This window comes from Pseudomonas sp. Irchel 3E19 (assembly GCF_900187585.1).
GTDB classification, from domain to species: domain Bacteria; phylum Pseudomonadota; class Gammaproteobacteria; order Pseudomonadales; family Pseudomonadaceae; genus Aquipseudomonas; species Aquipseudomonas baetica.
Window position 1 is genome coordinate 134,467 of the sequence record NZ_FYDT01000005.1, and the last position, 20,794, is coordinate 155,260.

Here is a 20,794-nt window from a genome sequence, read left to right on the forward strand (position 1 = left end):
ATTTCACCTACACCATCACCGACTCCGATGGCGACACCAGCACCGCGAATCTGGTTTTGCAGATCCACAACAATGACGACCCGGTGATCATCAACGGCTTGGATGTGAACGGTGGCGAACTCACCGTTTACGAGAAAAACCTCAGCGACGGCAGCACACCGGATGCCACCGCGCTGACCCAAAGCGGCACGTTCACCATCACCGCGCTGGATGGCGTCACCACGCTGACCGTCGGCGGCATTGCCGTGGTGACCAACGGCGTGGCCGCAGGCTTCCCGCAATCGGTCACCACGCCACTGGGCAGCACGCTGACCATCACTGGTTTCAACGCCACCACCGGCGTGGTCAGCTACAGCTACACCCTGATCGACAACGAAGCCCATCCAACCGCCAACGGCGCGAACAACCTGCCAGAGCAGTTCGCCGTGACCGTGGTGGATGACAACGGCACCACCGCCAACGCGACGCTCGACGTGAACATCGTCGACGACCTGCCAAAAGCCGTGGACGACAGCAACCCAACTACCGCTTCGGAAAGCCAGCTGACCCTGACTGGCAACGTCCTGACCAACGACGTAGAAGGCGCCGACCGCGTAACCACTGGCCCGGTCACCGCTGGCACGTTCAACGGGACTTACGGCACGCTGGTACTCAACGCCAACGGCACTTACACCTACACGCTGAACACCAGCGACGCCGACTTCAAAAACCTGCACGGCGGCGGCAACGGCACCGAGAACTTCACCTACACCATCACCGACTCCGATGGCGACACCAGCACCGCGAATCTGGTTTTGCAGATCCACAACAATGACGACCCGGTGATCATCAACGGCTTGGATGTGAACGGTGGCGAACTCACCGTTTACGAGAGAAACCTCAGCGACGGCAGCACACCGGATGCCACCGCGCTGACCCAAAGCGGCACGTTCACCATCACCGCGCTGGATGGCGTCACCACGCTGACCGTCGGCGGCATTGCCGTGGTGACCAACGGCGTGGCCGCAGGCTTCCCGCAATCGGTCACCACGCCACTGGGCAGCACGCTGACCATCACTGGTTTCAACGCCACCACCGGCGTGGTCAGCTACAGCTACACCCTGATCGACAACGAAGCCCATCCCACCGCTAACGGCGCGAACAACCTGCCTGAGCAGTTCGCTGTGACCGTGGTGGATGACAACGGCACCACCGCCAACGCGACACTCGACGTGAACATCGTCGACGATCTGCCAAAAGCCGTGGACGACAGCAACCCAACTACCGCTTCGGAAAGCCAGCTGACCCTGACTGGCAACGTCCTGACCAACGACGTAGAAGGCGCCGACCGCGTAACCACTGGCCCGGTCACCGCTGGCACGTTCAACGGGACTTACGGCACGCTGGTACTCAACGCCAACGGCTCTTACACCTACACGCTGAACACCAGCGACGCCGACTTCAAAAATCTGCACGGCGGCGGCAATGGCACAGAGAACTTCACCTACACCATCACTGATTCCGATGGCGACACCAGCACCGCGAATCTGGTTTTGCAGATCCACAACAACGACGACCCGGTGATCATCAACGGCCTCGATGTGAACGGTGGCGAACTCACCGTTTACGAGAAAAACCTCAGCGACGGCACCAGCCCCAACACCCCGGCGCTGACGCAGAGCGGCACTTTCACCGTGACCGCCCTCGACGGCTTGCAAACCCTGACGGTGGGCGGCATCAATGTGGTCACTGGTGGCGTGGCCGCAGGCTTCCCGCAATCGATCGTCACGCCGCTGGGCAGTACGCTGACCATCACGGGCTACAACCCGGCGACCGGCGTGGTCAGCTACAGCTACACCCTGGTCGACAACGAAACTCATCCGAACGCTAACGGCGCCAACAGCATCACCGAGAACTTCAACGTCGTCGCCACGGACACTGACGGCAGCACCGCCAGCGGCCAGATCAACGTCAACATCGTCGATGATCTGCCGAGTGCTTATTCCGACGCGGCGTCGGTGGCGGAGGGCGGCACCGTCAGCGGCAATGTGCTGGACAACGACATCGGCGGCGCCGACGGCCCGGCCGTCACGGGCGCAGTAGTCGGCGTGCGCGCCGGCGCGGATACCTCGACCTCGGCCATCGGCGGCCTCAACAGCAACATCAACGGCACCTACGGCTACCTGACCCTCGATGCCAACGGCAACGCCGTCTATCACAGCAACCCAAATGCGGTGAACGGCCCGGGCGCGGTGGATGTGTTCACCTACACCGTGCGCGATTCCGACGGCGATGAAAGCACCACCACCATCACCATTGATGTCGCCAACAGCAAGCTGTACGCAACCAGCGACACCGACGTCACTGTCTTTGAGAAAGCCCTCGACCTGACCAAGGACGGCGCCGATCTGGCCCCTGGCACCGTCACCGGCAGCGACCCGACCAACACGGGCGAAACGGCGTCCGGCACGCTGGTCGGCTCGGTGACTGGCGCCGTCGGCGCGATCAGCTATGCGCTGGTCGGCAGTGCCACCGGCAACTACGGGCAGATCGTCCTCAACCCCAACGGCACCTACACCTACACGCTGACATCGCCAGCGAGCACCACGCCGCATGCCGACGACGGTGCCAATACCCTGACCGAAACCTTCACTTATCAGGCCACCGATTCACTGGGCAACGTCGTCACCAGCACCCTCGTCGTCAGCATCGTTGATGACGTGCCGAAAGCGGTGAATGACAGCAACGCCAGCAGCGCTTCGGAAACCCAACTGACGCTGACCGGCAACGTGCTGACCAACGACGTGCAAGGCGCGGACGCGGTCGCGACCGGTCCGAATGCCGGGCCTATCACGCCTGCCACGGTCGTCGGCACTTACGGCACCTTGGTGCTGAACGCCAACGGCACTTACACCTACACCCTGGACAGCAGCGACGCCGACTTTAAAGCCCTGCACGGCGGTGGCAACGGCACTGAAACCTTCACTTACACGCTGACCGATGCCGATGGCGACACCAGCACCGCCAACCTGGTGCTGAATATCCATAACAACGATGATCCGGTGGTGCTCAACGGTCTCGATGTGAATGGCGGCGAACTCACCGTCTACGAGAAAAACCTCAGCGACGGTACCAGCCCTGACACCCCGGCGCTGACCCAAAGCGGCACCTTCACCGTCACCGCGCTTGATGGTCTGCAAACCCTCACCGTCGGCGGTATTGCCGTGGTCACCAATGGTGTGGCCGCAGGCTTCCCGCAATCTGTTGTTTCGCCGCTGGGCAGCACGTTCACCATCACCGGTTACAACCCGGCGACCGGCGTGGTCAGCTACAGCTATACCCTGGTGGATAACGAAACCCATCCGAATGCCAACGGCGCCAACAGCATCACCGAGAACTTCAACGTGGTGGCGACCGACACCGACGGCAGCACCGCCAGCGGTCAGATCAACGTCAACATCGTCGATGACCTGCCGACCGCCAAACCCGACACCGGCTCGGTGGCGGAGGGTGGCACGGTCAATGTCAGCGTGCTGGGCAACGACATCAGCGGTGCCGATGGCGCGGCCTCGGTGGTCGGCGTGCGCGCGGGCAGCAACACCGGCACCTCGGCCGTCGGCGGCCTCAACAGCAACATCAACGGCGCCTACGGTTACCTGACCCTGGACGCGGCGGGCAACGCCGTTTATCACAGCAACCCGAACTCGGTCAGCCCACCGGGCGCCACCGACACCTTCACCTACACCATCCGCGACAGCGACGGCGATGAGAGCACCACGACCCTCACCATCAACGTCGCCGACAGCAAACTCGTGGCTTCGGTCGATCAGGACGTGACGGTCTATGAAAAAGCGCTCGACCTGACCAAGGACGGCGCGGATCTGGCCCCCGGTACAGTCACCGGCAGCGACCCGAGCAACACCGGCGAAACCGCCACCGGCACCCTGGTGGGTGCGGTTACCGGCGGCGCTGGCGCGATCACCTACACCCTGGTCGGCAGCGCCACCGGCACCTATGGGCAGATTCAGCTCAACGCCGACGGCACCTACACCTACACGCTGACCTCGTCACCGAAAACTTCGCCGAACGCCAACGACGGGCCGAACACTCTCAGCGAAAGTTTTACCTACAAAGCCACCGATGCACTGGGTAACAGCACCACCAGCACCCTCGTCGTCAACATCGTCGATGACGTGCCCAAAGCCGTGGCCTCGGATCGCTCGGTGGCGGCGGTGGAAATCGATTCCAACCTGCTGATCGTTCTCGACATCTCCGGCAGTATGGCCGACGCCTCCGGCGTGCCGGGCCTGTCGCGGCTGGCGCTGGCCAAGCAGGCGATCAGCGCCTTGCTCGACAAGTACGATGATCTGGGCGATGTGAAAGTGCAGCTCGTCACCTTCAGCAGCAACGCCACCGACCGCACCTCGGTGTGGGTGGATGTGGCCACGGCCAAAACCATTCTCGCCGGCCTCACCGCCGGCGGCGGTACCAACTACGATGCCGCCGTGGCGGTGATGCAAACTGCGTTCAACACCTCGGGCAAACTCACCGGGGCGCAGAACGTCGGCTACTTCTTCTCCGACGGCAAACCCAACGAGGGCGACATCAACGCTGCCGACGAAGCCGCGCTGAAAAACTTCCTCGATGCCAACAACATCAAGAACTACGCGATCGGTCTGGGCAGTGGCGTGAGCAACGCCAACCTCGATCCGCTGGCCTACGACGGCATCAGCCACACCAACACCAACGCGGTGGTGGTCACCGATCTCAACCAGCTCAACTCGGTGCTCTCGGGCACCGTGCAAGGCGCGCCGGTCACTGGTTCGTTGCTGGGCGAGGGCGGTACTTTTGGTGCTGATGGCGGCTTCATCAAATCCATCGTGGTCGACGGCACCACGTACACCTACGATCCGAAGGCCAACGGCGGCCAAGGCTCACTGGTGCCAAGCGGCGGCGTCAACCACGGCACTTTCAACACCGTGAACAACACGCTGAGCATCGCCACCAACAACAGCGGCACGCTGCTGATCAACCTCGATACTGGCGAATACACCTACACCTCGCAAAAAACCACCGCCGTGGTGATCACCGAGAACATCGGGTTCACCGTCAGTGACAACGACGGCGACCTCGCCAGCTCGACGCTGACCGTGAAAGTGATCCCTAACGCGCCACCAGTGGCGGCGGACGACCACGTCATCACCAACGTGCTGTCGAGCAACATCGTCGTGCCGGGTGAACTGTTGCTGGCCAACGACACCGATCCGAACGGCGATACCCTCAACGCGACGCCAACCAGTTTCAACACCGGTTGGATCTCGAAAGCGGCGGACTTCACCGGCACCGGCGCGATCAGCTTCACCGGCACCAATGCCAACAACGCCGCCAACCAGAACCTGGCCAACGTGCGCAATGCGTTCTCGGCCAACGCGGCAACCATGACCGCCGTGCTGGTGGTCAGCGGCTACCTCGGTGGGGTGAGCAACAGCAACGCCAACGATGAAGATCGCATCACCGTCAACCTGCGCCAGGGCGAAACCCTCAATCTGGATCACAACCTGGCGGCCGGTAACGTCAGCATGGAGTACTCGATCAACGGTGGCGCGTACATTGCGCTGGCGGACGGGCAAACCCTCACCGCGACGTCGGACGGCGTTTACCAGATCCACATCACCAACATCACCAACCCAACAGGTGGTAACGCCAACGGGTCGGAAAACTACCAGCTGACCATGACCCTCAACTACGCCGGGGCGCATGACATCACCCCGGACTACCACGGCACCTACACCGCCAATGACAACCACGGCGGCAGCGACACCGCCGCCGTGACCATCAGCTATCAGGATGGCCACACGCTCACCGGCACAGCGGGGGATGACATTCTGGTGGCCGGCACCGGTAACAACATCATCAATGCCGGTGACGGTAACGATGTGCTCACCGCCGGTTCCGGCAACAACGAATTGCATGGCGGCGCGGGCAATGACTTGCTCTACAGCGGCCCGGGCAACGACCTGCTGGACGGCGGCACCGGTATCGACACCGCGAGCTATGCGCATGCCACCGCCGGAGTCACTGTCAACCTTGGCCTGCTTGGCGCGCAAAACACCCTTGGCGCCGGGACCGACACCCTGACCGGCATCGAAAACCTCGTCGGCTCGAACTTCAACGACACCCTCACCGGCGACAACAATAACAACGTGATCAACGGCGGTCTGGGTAATGACATCCTTAATGGCGGGGGCGGCGATGATCTGCTGATCGGCGGCCTGGGCAACAACACGATGACGGGCGGGGCAGGGGCCGACACCTTCCAGTGGCTCAAGGGCAACAGCGGCCACGACCTCATCACCGACTTCACCCCCGGCACTGACAAGCTCGATCTGTCGCAACTGCTGCAAGGTGAAAACGGCACCACGGCATCGCTCGACGACTATCTGCACTTCACCGTCACCGGCACAGGCGCGTCCGTGATGACCAGCATCGACGTCAGCGCCATGGCCGGCGCCACCCCCAACCAGACCATCGACCTGGCCGGCGTCAACCTCGCCAGCCACTACGGCGTAACGCCGGGCGCGGGCGGGATGATTGCCAGCGGGCATGACACAGCGACGATCATCAGCGGCATGCTCAATGATCATTCGTTGAAGGTGGATACCGTCTGATCAAGGCCTGAAACGACAAAACCCGCCGTCCCGGTTGAACGGGACGGCGGGTTTTTTCTGCCTGAAGCGATGTATCGCCTGTGAGTCAGTCTTCGCGGGCAAGCCCGCTCCCACAGGTTTGGCGGTGGGGCAAAGATTTGTGATCGACCCGGATCCCTGTGGGAGGGGGCTTGCTCCCGAAGGCGTCAGCCACCACAACACATCAATAAAGGCTTGTCACTGAGGCCTGCTACTGCGGCAGTTCCAGATTATTCAGCACCCGATTCACCGCCAGCTCTCCCAGCATGATCAATTGCGCAATGCCCAGCACGGTTCTGCGTTGCTTCTGCCTGAAGCGATGTATCGCCTGTGAGTCAGTCTTCGCAGGTAAGCCCGCTCCCACAGGTTTGGCGGTGGGACAAAGATTTGTGATCGACCCGGATCCCTGTGGGAGGGGGCTTGCTCCCGAAGGCGTCAGCCACCACAACACATCAATAAAGGCTTGTCACTGAGGCCTGCTACTGCGGCAGTTCCAGATTGTTCAGCACCCGATTCACCGCTAGTTCCCCGAGCATGATCAATTGCGCAATGCCCAGCACGGTTCTGCGTTGCGGCGCGGGCAACAGGCGGGCGAAGTCATGGGCGATGGTCTTGGCCGATGCGAGTGTTTCGCAGGCATCGAGCAGCAATTCCTCGTTTTTGGTGTCGGCAGTCGCGGCATACATCCCGCGGGTTTTACGGGGCTGCGGCGTGGATCCGGGCGGGCAGAGGTAATGATCGAGGGCGCGGTCGGCGGCTTCGTGGAGTTTTTTTGAATCGAGGGATTCGTAAGGGGAGGTGGCGTCGGTTTCAGGCGGGTTGGGCGTTGGTTTGATCATGGTGAAGCTCCTACAGGTGAGGCCACCAAAACCTGTCGCTAAACAAGAAAAGGTGGCGGCTGGACGCAGGTTAGCGAACCGGGTGTAGGCGCCCGGCAGACCCGAAGGTCTCCCACGCACAGCCGCCATGACATCAATTGCAGACAGATCGTTTGCAATGAGTTTTGGAGCGCTGGTGCGCCTACACAGATTCGGGTCGCTAAACCCGATCGCTGAATGAGTCAGCGACCGACCCACAATAGAACCCGCCCCCAAGGCGCACAAGCCGGCGGATTCTGGCTTAGCTGTAGGCAAAGGCGCAAGGTTGCGTAGCCTGGAAGGCGTGTCTTCAGGTGTCTTTTAAACAGTCTGAGGTTTCCAGATAAATAAATCTGCCTCGGTTTTGCACTGAGTCAGCTTCTCGCGAGCAGGCTCGCTCCCACAACGGAATGCGGTGAACTGTGGGAGCAAGTGTGTTCATCCTGCTCTTTGTTACTGCCAATCGGTCCATATACTTAGTTTGGATGCACAGTAATCTGATTCGCGCTGAAATTGGAGAAGTATGCACGGGTGCCGTCGGCGCTCATGGCGGCGCTAATACAGTTACCCCCGCCAGGAATGCGACGTACATTAAAAGTTGTAGTGTCGACGATCACGGTATCTTTGACTCCATTCCATTCACTGGCACAGAGATACCTGCCGTCCGCACTCAGTGCCAATGCCCACGATGCTATTCCTATTGGGACATAACGGACCACAGTATTGGTCCTGGTATCAATTACCTCGATCCTTTGCAATGATTCCATTGCAGCAATGTAGATGTGGTGGCCATCCGGACTTACCGCAATGTCATGCGGGTTGGTTCCGACCTCAATGTGACGGAGAACACTATGTGTTTTTGTTTCAATAATCGAGACGCTACCAACGAACCTGGGAAAGACGGTGGTTCCGTTAGCGTTGGTAGCGTAGACATGTTCACCATCCGGACTGACGGTAACTCCCATATTGTTTTGCTGAAGAACTATTGTATGCAGCACAGCGAGGCTAGAAGTCTTAACTACGAGCAGTCTGCCATTGAAGGTTCCGGGGTAGGTGAAAGCGCCGCCGGCAATATAAGCATGGGAGCAATCCGGGCTCAAAGCAATTTGTCCACCGCCAAAATTTAAATTGTTGAATGGTAAGTTTCCAACTATTTCAAAGCTTGTCGCGTCGATTACGAACAGGCCTGGGCCAGCAGCTGCCGTTAAGGAACCTGTAAAGTAGATCAGGCTGTTATCCGGGCTAACGGATACCCCCGATGCTGACAGGAATGAAAGGGTATGAATGACCTTAAGAGAAACAGTATCGACGACAGACAGTGTGGCACTTTGGCCAGTATTGCTCGAGGCATAAATCCGATTTCCGTCGGGGCTTAATGCGAAATAGCCAACATTGGGTATGCCTATTGTTCCGATGGGGCCTTGGGCTCTGACCGTTGCCGCTGTCTTGGCAGTCAGGGTCGTTCCATAAGCCGCAGTCAAAGAGTACTCACCCGTCGTGGTATGGCCCACTACACCGATGACAGTAATCTTGCCATGTTCGTCAGTCACAAAGTCTTGGGTGCCTCCTTTGCCATCCCTGAAGGTTAAACCTGCAGGTATCGTAATTTTGACTGTTTCACCTGATAAACCGAAACCGGACTTTGCTAACGTCAGGCGTAAGGTAAACCGGCCAGCCGGGGCAATGCTGTAAGGACCGTTATCAAAAGTCAAAGTGGTCTGCGGCGCCAGAATTCTCAATCGCAACTCGGCAGAAGGTGTTTCCACGTTATCGCTGATTAATACCCAGCGAACTCTGAGGTTTCTTCCTTCATGCCTTTTGAGTAGCGGGTGGTCGAGCGTGAAGTTGGCGCGTTTTCTATCGTTTAATGGCCTCGGCGCAAAAAACGGAGTGCCGGGGAGTGCATTGAGTAACTCCAGGCGGGCTTGAACTCCGGGGTTGGCCGGCAGGTGTTCAACCCTCACTATTATCCCGTCAGGATAGAGGTCTGTATTGATCGGGTTCTGGGCTGGCGCCACTAAAAAAGGCGGGCGCAATTCCACGACTGCGGGTTCGCCAAACATCACATTCAGCAACCCGGAAGTCACTTCCCTCTCACCCGTATTGGTGATGGTGACTTGTACTGTCAACGGCGTGTTGGGGTAAGGCGCAATATACGGGGCGTCGATTTTAAAGATGACCGGTTGCGTCGGGACGGTGATGATCTGTTGAAAAATGAACAGCGCCACAATCCCGTTCTTGTCAGTGGTCTGCCAGCGCAGTTTGACGATAGCGCCTTCTTTCAGCGGCCAGTAACTGGCGAGGGTTACAGTCGCGATGGCCGTCTCGACCGGCAGTTTGCCTTCCACCAGCGGTTCGATCGTTGGCAGGCCCAAGGGGTGTGATGTGCCTTTGAAAGTGGCTTCGGCAGTTTTGGATAGTTGGGTCTTGCCGGCTCTGGTCAAGCGGTAAGACGCTAGCGCTGAACCGCCGATCAGATTGCGAACCCATTCATTTTTCACGGCGAAGGTCACAACTCGGCTGGTGACGTTCAGTGTCTGGCTATAGGTGTGAGTGACCTGCTCGCCGCTTTTGGTGACCGCGGTCAGTATTAACTCGATCACGTCACCTTTGGCAAAAAGATCAATGACGATGATATTCATGTCATAGCCCTTGAGCGAGTCGTGGTTAACCACGTCGTTAGCATCGGCCGGATCGAAAACCGGTGCTCTCAGTAACGCCGCACCGGGCTTGAACGCGAGGATCTGCGCATCTGACCAGCCACTGCTGTTTTCCACCACATCGAAGGCTCCCCAGCGCACTATCACGCTGTCGGTGAGGGGGAGTCTGGCGAGCATTTGCGGCGTCAGCTCAAAGATCACATCACCCAATTCGGTAACCTTGGTCTCCAGCTCCAGAGTACCAAAGGCCAACACCACGATATCGCCGATGGATTGATTGTCATACTTGCGCACCGTGACGAACATACCCTCCTTGATCACTGTCTGGTCGACGACACTCTCCGAAGCTACCGGCAGCTTGAGGCCCTGATTGAAGGGCTTGCCGCCGTCGGGATCCGCCTCACCCGGTGCGGGGTATTTGTAAAACAGTTTCACCGCGTCTGAGCTTTCAGTGGTGTTGCCGCTCACGCGCACCACTTCGAACCAGAAATCCTCGTTTGTTTTCTGTTGAGGCGAAAACCTGGCCTCCAGATCTTTGACGGAGATATAAAACGGAATGTTTTTAGCCTTGTGGTTCGCGTCGAAATGCGCTTCGGTGACCGAGAACTCCGCCACGGGAGCATTTTGGTTTTTGATAAATACCTTGATGTTGTCGCCAACGGACATGTTCAAGTACACGAGGATATACACCAGTAAGCCGTGACGGCTGGCACTGACAAGATTGATGCCGAGTCCGAGGGCTCCGTCCTCTTGAAGCTTGAAGCCTACCGGGTAGGGCGGCGATAGCTTCACGGCGAACACACCGAAGCCGGAAGCAACAGGCGGAAATACCAGCATTTGATTTGAAGCAGGATCGGGATCGGTCACTGGGCTGTTCATGCGCGCTTTCCTTCCATAGGAGGTGCCTAGGGGGCACCGGCAAGAAATGATTAGAACGCTGGAGAAAGACCCTGCCTACTGTCATATCTGACAGGTGCTTGAAGGTTTCAGATGAACGGTCGTGCGTGTCGGGCGTTGGGATGACAAACCCGCCGTCCCGGTTGATTGGGCCGTTGGGTTTTGTCTGCCTGACGTGATCGTTCCCACGCAGAGCGTGGGAACGACCGGTTGTCTGACTTACCCCGGCAACTCCAGATTATTCAGCACCCGATTCACCGCCAGTTCCCCGAGCATGAGCAATTGCGCAATGCCCAGCACCGTCCTGCGTTGCGGCGCGGGCAACAGGCGGGCGAAGTCATGGGCGATGGTCTTGGCCGAAGCGAGTGTTTCGCAGGCATCGAGCAGCAATTCTTCGTTTTTGGTGTCGGCAGTCGCGGCATACATCCCGCGGGTTCTACGAGGCGGCGGCGTGGATCCGGGCGGGCAGAGGTAATGATCGAGGGCGCGGTCGGCGGCTTCGTGGAGTTTTTTTGAATCGAGTGATTCGTAGGGGGAGGTGGCGTCGGTTTCGGGTGGGTTGGGTGTGGGTTTGATCATGGTGAAGCTCCTTGATGAATGGAGCTGCCAACGTTCGCGGTCAAACAAACAGGGTGGCAGCTGTACGCGGGTTGACCGACCGGACATCAAGGACTCCGGCACACCCGAAGGTGTCCCACGCACAGCCACCGCGACATGATTTCAGGCAATGCCTGAACACGTGCAGGACGCTGCTGCGCCTTGATGTTGGGCGGACGGTCAAATCCGATCACTGATTCGTCAGCGACCGCCCCACAATAGAACCCGCCCCCAAGGCGCACAAGCCGGCGGATTCTGGCGTAGCTGTAGGCAAAGACGCAAGGTTGCGTAGCCTGGAAGGCGTGTCTTCAGGTGTCTTTTAAACAACCTGAGATTGCCAGATAAATAAGCCTGCCCCGGTTTTTGCTCCAAAGGCACTTAGCTCGCATAAAGGGCATCCACGAACATGTCATTGTGGTTAGTAAACTCAACCGAAATTATGTTGGCATGGCTCGAGGTATAGGAAACGTAGGCATGTTGAAACGAGTTGGTGTAAGGCAGGGGTCTGCGAGCAATAATGTTGCCCGCTTCATCCCGGTAAATCACCGCGTCGTTTTCCTGCAACTGATGCGAGTCAATGAGGAAGCTGACGGAGGTTGCCGGGCTGGGGAATGTGAAGCGAACGCTGCCCAGCATATTCAATGTGCGTGAGCCGAGCAGGGGCGTGTGGTGTTGCCCCGGCAAGAGGTGAGAGCTGGTGATAAAGGTAATGCCTCCCAGGTTGGTGAGAATGATGCCGCTTGGCAGTGTGTAGGGCTGGCCCGTCTGGAAGTAGATCAAAGGTGTGCTGTCGAAGTTTTCGTGTGCTGTGAATGATGGGCGGCGCACCGTATAGACGCTGTCTCGCAAATGCACAGGATTGGATGGCAGGGCTCTGTTGCTCACACTGGTTTTAAGTGTGACGGTGGTGTTGTTCGGCAGGCTTTGCAGAGGTGCACGGGCAATCGACCGGCTCAAACCGTTAATGGTGTCGCTTGCTGTGACCGAATGGTTTTGCAGCACAGCGATGGATTGCCCTGTTGCAGTTAAAAGAAATGCATTGACCAGTTGCCCCACTTCAATCCAGGGCCACGGCCCCAGCCAGTACGTTGCATTGCCAGTAAATCTGCTGAGGTCAATGACTGAGCCATTCGCTTCGCGAATTGTCGCCTGGGGCAGACGCGAATCGACTGGAGAAATAGGCAATACGGTGAACGTGGCAGCGGGGGACTCGCCGACCTGCTCCCCAGCCCTGTGCAGACGCCACAGGAACCTGATCGCTCTCCCGTGTCTTGCTGCCAGGAATGCTGAACTCAACTTGATATCGGCATTGTTGTCACGGTCAAACTGCGCCAATGGAAACTGTTGAGCAGGCGAATCAACGTCAACTGGCTGCGCTAAATCCCCGGCCCGTGCGCGAGGGTAGTGAATGCGCAGCGTCACCCCGTTCCTGTAAGTAATCGCATCTACCGGGCTCGTGGCGTCTACGAGTAACGGCGGTAACAAGTCGATGGTTGTTTCTTCGCCAAACTTCAACACGCGCAATTGGGAAACGACTTCCACCTCACCCGGATTGGTAATTGTGTTCTGCAGAAACAGCGGTTTATTGGCGTAGGGCGCGATGTATTTGGCTTCCACGGTGAAGATGACAGGTTGCAACGGGTCGGTGACGATCAACTGGAAGATAAACAAGACGCCGATATTGTCCTGATCACTGGTTTGCCAGCGAAGTTCGACTTTCGCACCTTTTTTCAAAGGCCAGTAATCGGCGACTTTCACGGTAGCCCTTAGCGTATCGACTGGCAGTTTACCGTCCTCCAGCGGCTCGATAATCGGCAGGCCCAATGGCAGGGAGGTGCCGCTAACCGTTACGTCTGCGGGTTTTGAAAGCTGAGTCTTGCCTGTTTTGATCTGTGAGTAAGACGCCCGCACCGAACCACCGATCAGATTGCGAACCCGTTCATTCTCCACCTCAAACTTCACCGCCCTGCTGGCGACGTTGAGTGTCTGCCTGTAGGTGTGAGTGACTGGCTCGCCACTTTTGGTAACCGCTGCCAATAGCAGTTCGATCAGGTCTCCTTGCGCGAAGACTCCGGTGACAAGGATATTCATGAAAGCGTCTTCGAGCATTTCGTAGTTGACCACGTTGTCGGCATCGGCCTGCTCGAAAATCGGTGCCCTCAACAACACCACGCCAGGTTTGAATGTGAGGATCAGTGGATCCGACCAACCACTGGAGTTTTCCACCACATCGAATACTTCATAACGCACTACCAGACTATTGGTAGGTGCCAGCGTGGCGAGTTGCTCAGGCGTCAATTCAAAAATCACATCGCCCAATTCGGTGACCTCGGTCTCCAGTAGCAGAGAACCAAAGGCCAACACCACGATATCGCCGATCGATTGGTTGAAGTACGCCAGCACCGTGACGAACATGCCTTCATCGATCACGGTCTGATCGACGACACTTTCCGAAGCGACTGGCAGCTTGAGGCCCTGATTGGATGGCATGCCGCCGTCGCTGTCGGGTTCTCCGGGCGCGGGATATTTGTAGAATAATTGAGCGTGCGTTGAATCTTCGGGGGTATTACCGCTCACGCGCGTGACCTCGACCCAGAACGCCTTGTTTTGCTCCTTCAGGGGTTCAAATTTGGCCTTCATGACTGCGGCGGGAATGTAGAACGGGATGTTTTTGGCGGTGCCGTCAGCTTTGAAATGCGCCTCGGTGACCGAGAATTCGGCGACAGGGATGCCCTGATCTATGAAGACTCTTATCCCGTCACCGATGGCCATATTGATATAGGCCAGAATGTATACCAGCAACCCGCTACGGTCGCCGGAGACCATTGCGATGTTGACCCCATGCGCACCATCATCCTGGGGTTTGAAATTGATCACTAAGGGCGGCGGAACGGCAAGCACACCGATGCCAGGATCAGGCGGGAACACTACGGTTTGATTTGAAACAGACTCGGCGTTCGTGATCGGACTGTTCATGCGTGCTCACCTTCCATAGGCGGTGCCTGAGGGGCACCGGCAGGAAATGATTAGAACGCCGAGAAAAGATCCTGCCTACTGTCATATCTGACAGGTGCGGGCATTTTTAAGACGAACGGTCAGGAGCGTCTGACTTTAAAACGCAAACCCCGCCGTCCCGATGATCGGGGCGGCGGGGTTTGTCTGCCTGAAGAGATGTATGGCCGTGAGGCAGCTTTCGCCAGCAAGCCCGCGAAGGGGGGAACTGGGGACGGTTTCCTCACGCAGTTGAATGCTGATCAGCCTCCGGGTTTCTCCAGCCCGATCATGATGGAATCAGGGTAAATGCGGGGCCCTCAAAGCCTCTTATCCCCTCAGGTCCCCAAGCAATCGCAGACAAATTACCGCCCGGCGTGATGTAGTGTCCCGCCACGAGTCTTTGTTGCGTCGGCGTCTGATAGACAACCCTGTAACGTGGGTCCATACCCGTGGTTGCCTGTCTGAAAAACTGATGATAGTTAGAAAAATTTGCTTCAAATGCCCGAATGACCGGGCCGGCATCTACCGCGCCGGGTAATACCACACCGCCTCTTGCCACGCCCCATGAGTGGAGCTGATCAAAATTCATTCTGTCGGTAATGGGACTCAGGATCAGGGTATAGATATTTGACACTCGCACTGGAAAGGACACTTCAGCGCCTGTGCCGTCCTTTGCGATGATGTTCGCTGTTCCGCTACGTAATCCGGATACTTTCCCCGTATTGCTCACATGGGCGATAGCTGGATTCGAAGATCTGTAGGTGATGCCAGGCACGCCCCCGGTCGCCTGCCGAATCCCCGTATTGCGTGGAACTTCTCTTGTTGAGAGCCCGTAGGACTGGTGAAACTTGACACCGTCCAGCACCATCAACGAACTATCGATCGACAATGGGCTTCTGATCGTCAATGTCCTCTGCGTCGACTCGGCCCCGCTGCCATACAACGCTTTGACCTTGTAGCGGTGATTGCCGAGTGTCTGGGCCCTCAGGGTGCAAGTCCATTCACCGGAGTCAGGTACGAGGATCGTGGCCTTCAACACATTCGCGTCAAGCAGTTCAATGTTCTTCCCGGCGTGCCCCTTGCCGACCAATACGAATGTGGTTTCGGGGGTACTGGTACCGTCATGGATCTCAACATTACTCGGCAAACCTTTGAGCGAATCAATCGTTGGAGGGACATAGGCGATCTTCGAAATACTCAGCTTCAGCACGGGAGATTTTTCTGCTTGCCCGCCATTGGGATTCAGAATCCATTGAAATGAAATCTCCGTACCTTGCCGAGCTACGAGAAACGCCTGCGTCAGCACCGTATTGACGCGATTGTTTGTGTCGAATTTCTCCAACGGATATGGAGGTGTCCCGTCCGGAGGATTGACCTCGACCAATTGCGCCCAGTCGTCAGGCAGGGCGCCCGGGTGTTCAATTTGCACTGTCACACCCTCCGGATAGGCCGGTACATCAATCGGACTGACCGCTGGTTTGACCAAGGTGGGGGCGAGCAACGGCTCATCCTGAGTGAGGTGAATATCCAATGTCGTGCTGGCGGAAATGGCAGTGTGGCCCAACTGGTCGACCACCACAAAATCGACTTCGCTTCGGCCTTCTCCCACTTTTTCGAAGTCGGCGGTATACAGCGTCATGGTCACGGGGGTTGGAGGGTCGCTCACCTCCAGGGTGAACAACTCATTGCCCATCCGAAGGCGCACCTCATCATAGGCCTGCACGGGGTTGTAGGTGAGCGTGAATTGGACTCCTTGCTCCGCCCGTTCAGAGCTGACGCCATTGGTGACCACGTCGTCTGGGATTACGAGGGTGAGGTTGACCGGTCCGCGCAGGTGGTAGAGCAAGAGCAGGTCGCGCGACTTTTCGACGTTGCCACTGAGGCGCCTCACTTGGTAATGCAGGCGGTTGACGCCGTGAATGAAATGCCCGTGCGGTACGTTCAGGGAGATGCGCTTTTGCTCGTCGCCAGGCTGGATAGTGGTGCTGTCCACCGGCGTGGGGTGGCCATTGACATGCAAGTCAACCGAATCGTATGCCTCCACGACCTGATTGCTAAGCTGCATTTCAGTCAACGGATCAGCCACGCACAGCAGGCCGGCAGGCTTATCGTTGTAGAGCGGTCTGGGGACGCCGACGTTGGCGCGTTCAGGCGGTTTGATCGGCTGCAGCGAACCGGGTACGAAAAGCGGAAAAAGATCAAAAACCACATCAAGCGTAGAATCGTTGATTTCCATGATGCTCTCCTGACCGAAACAGGTCGGTGGGTGGTGGTAGGAAGGCATCACACATCGTTTGTAGAGCACCGGCAACTGTCAGATCTGACAGGTGAGGGCAGATTTCAGACAAGCGGTCGTTGCGCCTTGGGCTAAAACGACAAAATTTTTCACCTCCGGTAGATGAAGGACGTTTTTTCTGTCTGGAAGGCATGGGTTTGCGATGAGTCAGTCTTCGCGAGCAGGCTGGCTGCCACTGCGTGCCCTGAAAAAGAGAGGGGCTTTACCGAGACTCAAGACTTGCGCAGGGTCTTCTGCCGCAAAATATAAACCGTCACCAGCACCGCACTCGTCAACATAAACCCCCGCGCCCACATCAACGGCACCAGGTAGCAGGAAAACAGAATGCTCGCCCACATCAGCCCGATCGCATAGACCTTGCCCTTGAGCGGAATGCCGTTGCCGTCGAGGTAATCGCGGATCCACGGCCCGAGCCGGGGATGCTCGACCAGCCATTGATAAAAACGCGGAGAGCTGCGCGCGAAGCAGGCCGCGGCGAGCAGAAGAAAAGGGGTGGTGGGCAGGACGGGCAGGAAAATCCCGATCACCCCCAATGCCACGCTAAGCCAGCCGATGGCCAGCAGGATGTAGCGCAACATCAGGGGGCGGTTGCCTATGGGGTTGTCCATAGGCCGGTTCTTAGTGGTGACGTGGCTTGAGGATCGCCGGTTTTTCGTCAGGCGCCTGGCACAACAGGTACAGCGCGGTCAGGGCTTCCGGGATCTGTACGATCATGTCGTCCATCAGGTTGGCGTCTTTGGCAATGTCTTCGAACTCTGGCTGTTCGTCGAACAGGCCCGAACCGACCATGATCGGCAGGAGCATTTCGCTGACTTCTTCTTCGGCGGTTTCGAACCAGGCGGCTTCACGCAGGAACACGCCTTCCATGAAGCCGATGCACCAGCCGCGCAGCTCGGAATCGTCCGGCTCTTCGCCCAGATCCAGTTCGCAGGGCAGCTCGAATTCTTCGTCGGACGCCAGTTGACGGGCGATGTGCGCCTTGAGGCCGATCAGCGTGGCTTCGATCTCTTCGCGCTGGGCTTCGCCGCTGTAGTGCGGTTCTTCGGCGAACAGGGCGTCGATCCATTCACGCTCCGGCACTTCTTCCGAGCAGATCGACAGCGCGGTCAGGTAACCGTGGGCGGCCACGTAGTCCAGCGCCTCGTCATGCAGTTCGTCGGCGTCGAGGAAGACTTGCAGGCGGGTCAATTGCTCAGCGAAGGACATTACGGGGCTACCTTGGGGGAATAAACAATGCGGGAATTCTAGGCCTTCTTGCGCGCTCAAGCCAGCCGCATGGCAGATTTGCCGCAATTGCCGGACAGCATTGCAAACCTTGTGGGAGCGAGCCTGCTCGCGAAAGCGGCGTATCAGGCGCCTTTGTATCTACTGACCCATCGTGTTCGCGAGCAGGCTCGCTCCCACAGGGTCGTTGGGAGGCTGCTTACAGAATGTGTCTTATAAGCGGCACCCTGTGCAGGGGAGGGCTCGGGTATACTGCCGCGTTTTGCGATCCCTGCCCGTATTGCGGCCGCTGTGCAACGCGCCCTTACCTTTTGTTTAAAGCAGCCATGGCTGACTTGAACCAGCCTGAGCAGGGATGTATCGGTAGATTTTTGGAGTTTTTATGCTCGAACAGGCTCAACGCGTCCTCAAGGACATCTTCGGCTACGACAGTTTCCGTGGCCGTCAGGGTGCAATCATTGAGCGCGTGGCCAGCGGTGGTGATGCGCTGGTGCTGATGCCTACCGGTGGCGGCAAGTCGCTGTGCTTCCAGGTCCCGGCACTGCTGCGTGATGGCCTGGCGGTGGTGGTCTCGCCGTTGATTGCCTTGATGGACGATCAGGTCGCCACCCTCGATGAACTGGGGGTCGCCGCCGCAGCGCTGAACTCCACGTTGAGCGCCGAACAGCAGCGTGATCTGGCTGCGCGGATCAAACGCGGTGAAGTGAAGATGCTCTATCTGGCGCCGGAGCGTCTGGTGCAGCCGCGCATGTTGTCTTTCCTGCAGGGGTTGAACATCGCGCTGTTCGCCATTGACGAAGCACACTGCGTGTCGCAATGGGGTCACGACTTCCGTCCGGAATACCTGCAACTGGGCCAGTTGGCCGAGATGTTCCCGGACGTGCCGCGCATCGCCCTGACCGCCACTGCCGACAAGCGCACCCGCGAAGAAATCGTCACGCGTCTGCATCTGCAGAACGCCGAGCGCTTCCTGTCGAGCTTCGACCGGCCGAACATCTTTTATCGCATCGTTCCCAAGGAGCAGCCGCGCAAGCAGTTGCTGGCGTTCCTCGCCGAGCGACGCAGCGACGCCGGCATCGTCTATTGCCTGTCGCGCAAGAAAGTCGAAGAAGTCGCGGCGTTCCTCAGCGAACAGGGTTTCCCGGCGCTGCCGTATCACGCCGGCCTGCCCAACGAGCTGCGTGCGTTCAACCAGAAGCGCTTCCTCAATGAGGAAGGTCTGATCATGGTCGCCACCGTGGCGTTTGGCATGGGTATCGACAAGCCTAACGTACGCTTTGTCGCCCACCTCGATCTGCCGAAATCCCTTGAAGCGTATTACCAGGAAACCGGGCGCGGCGGCCGTGACGGCCTGCCGGCGGATGCGTGGATGGCCTACGGTCTGCAAGACGTGGTGATGCTCAAGCAGATGCTGCAGAACTCCGAAGGCGACGAGCGCCACAAGCGTCTGGAGCAACACAAGCTCGACGCCATGCTCTCGCTCTGTGAAGAGACCCGTTGCCGCCGGCAGACGCTGCTGGCGTATTTCGATGAAGACATGCCCGAGCCGTGTGGCCATTGCGACAATTGCGTCGATGGCGTGCAGACCTGGGACGCCACTGAACCTGCGCGTCAGGCGCTGTCGGCGATTTTCCGCACCGGCCAGCGTTATGGCGTCGGCCATCTGGTCGATGTGCTGCTGGGCAAGGACAATGAAAAAATCCGTAGTTTTGGCCATCAGCATCTGTCCGTGTATGGCGTCGGCAAGGCACTGAGCGAGAGCGAATGGCGTTCGTTGTTCCGCCAGTTGGTCGCCCGTGGTCTGGCCGATGTCGATCATGAAGGCTATGGCGGTCTGCGTTTGAACGACAGTTGCCGGCCATTGCTCAAGGGCGAAGTGAGCCTGGAACTGCGCCGCGATTTGAAACCACAAGTCACCGCCAAAACTGCCAGCAAGAGCCCGGCCAGCCAACTGGTGCGTGGCGAAGAACGCGAACAGTGGGAAGCCCTGCGTGCCTTGCGCCGCAAGTTGGCCGAAGAACATGGCGTGCCACCGTACGTCATCTTCCCGGATTCGACGCTGCTGGAAATGCTCCGCAGCCAACCGACCTCGCTGGCGGACATGGCCCGGGTCAGCGGCGTTGGCGCGCGCAAGCTGGAGCGTTACGGTGAGGCCTTCCTCGAAGTGCTCGGTGGCGAAGCCGAGGCGCCGAAAGTGGTGGCCGATGTGCGCCACGAGCTGATCACTCTGGCCCGCGCCGGCATGACCCCGATGCAAATCGCCGGGCAGTTGCAGTGCTCGGAGAAGAACGTTTACACCATGCTTGCCGAGGCGATTGGCAAACAGCAGTTGTCATTGGAGCAGGCGCTGGATCTGCCGGAAGAATTGATGGGCGAAGTGCAGGACGCGTTCCTTGATGGCGAGGGCGAACTGCCGTCGGTCGCCGAAATCGCCGAGCTGTTTGCCGGCCGCGTGCCGGAAGGCGTGCTGTATTGCGTGCGGGCTGCGCTGCAATCGGAATTCGAGATGTGAGACGGCGTTTGCGCCAACCCCCATACAGTTGTAACGATTCAGTACAGACCGCCACTTGCCTATAGCTGCAGCTCATGCTTAGCTGACTAATA

At 58.4% G+C, this 20,794-nt stretch carries 9 protein-coding genes and 1 pseudogene; 2 read left to right on the top strand and 8 right to left on the bottom strand.

The annotated features are described in order from the left end of the window. Nucleotides 1–6,647 (top strand): S-layer family protein (locus tag CKW18_RS05240; protein WP_095187793.1); only part of this gene is annotated, 6,647 nt, incomplete at its 5' end. Nucleotides 6,648–6,876: 229 nt separating this feature from the next. On the opposite strand, the pseudogene CKW18_RS31430 reads toward CKW18_RS05240, so the two are convergent. The 8 genes and pseudogenes from CKW18_RS31430 to CKW18_RS05275 all read right to left on the bottom strand — a co-directional run. Next, a pseudogene (locus tag CKW18_RS31430) lies at nt 6,877–6,969 on the bottom strand (DUF6124 family protein); the annotation flags it as partial. Between the two features lie 175 nt (nt 6,970–7,144). Continuing rightward, on the bottom strand, nt 7,145–7,504 hold the full coding sequence (locus CKW18_RS05245; RefSeq protein WP_095187794.1) for a DUF6124 family protein: 360 nt from the start codon (nt 7,502–7,504) through the stop codon (nt 7,145–7,147). 494 nt (nt 7,505–7,998) lie between these two features. Then, on the bottom strand, nt 7,999–11,061 hold the full coding sequence (locus CKW18_RS05250) for a YncE family protein (RefSeq protein WP_095187795.1): 3,063 nt from the start codon (nt 11,059–11,061) through the stop codon (nt 7,999–8,001). Nucleotides 11,062–11,298: 237 nt separating this feature from the next. Further along, complete coding sequence (locus CKW18_RS05255; protein WP_095187796.1) at nt 11,299–11,658, bottom strand: DUF6124 family protein; 360 nt, start codon at nt 11,656–11,658, stop codon at nt 11,299–11,301. A gap of 396 nt (nt 11,659–12,054) precedes the next feature. Next, nucleotides 12,055–14,652, bottom strand: a complete 2,598-nt coding sequence (locus tag CKW18_RS05260) for a hypothetical protein (protein WP_095187797.1) — start codon at nt 14,650–14,652, stop codon at nt 12,055–12,057. 304 nt (nt 14,653–14,956) lie between these two features. Further along, the gene (locus CKW18_RS05265) at nt 14,957–16,906 is read right to left on the bottom strand and encodes an Ig-like domain-containing protein (RefSeq protein WP_095187798.1); all 1,950 of its coding nucleotides are present in this window, start codon (nt 16,904–16,906) and stop codon (nt 14,957–14,959) included. A gap of 272 nt (nt 16,907–17,178) precedes the next feature. Beyond that, the gene (locus tag CKW18_RS05270; protein ID WP_095187799.1) at nt 17,179–17,574 is read right to left on the bottom strand and encodes a YbaN family protein; all 396 of its coding nucleotides are present in this window, start codon (nt 17,572–17,574) and stop codon (nt 17,179–17,181) included. Nucleotides 17,575–17,584: 10 nt separating this feature from the next. Then, the gene (locus CKW18_RS05275; RefSeq protein ID WP_095187800.1) at nt 17,585–18,172 is read right to left on the bottom strand and encodes a YecA family protein; all 588 of its coding nucleotides are present in this window, start codon (nt 18,170–18,172) and stop codon (nt 17,585–17,587) included. A 400-nt stretch (nt 18,173–18,572) separates the two neighbouring features. On the opposite strand from CKW18_RS05275, the gene recQ reads away from it, so the two are divergent. Then, on the top strand, nt 18,573–20,702 hold the full coding sequence (gene recQ, locus CKW18_RS05280; RefSeq protein WP_095187801.1) for a DNA helicase RecQ: 2,130 nt from the start codon (nt 18,573–18,575) through the stop codon (nt 20,700–20,702). Nucleotides 20,703–20,794 lie beyond the last annotated feature (92 nt).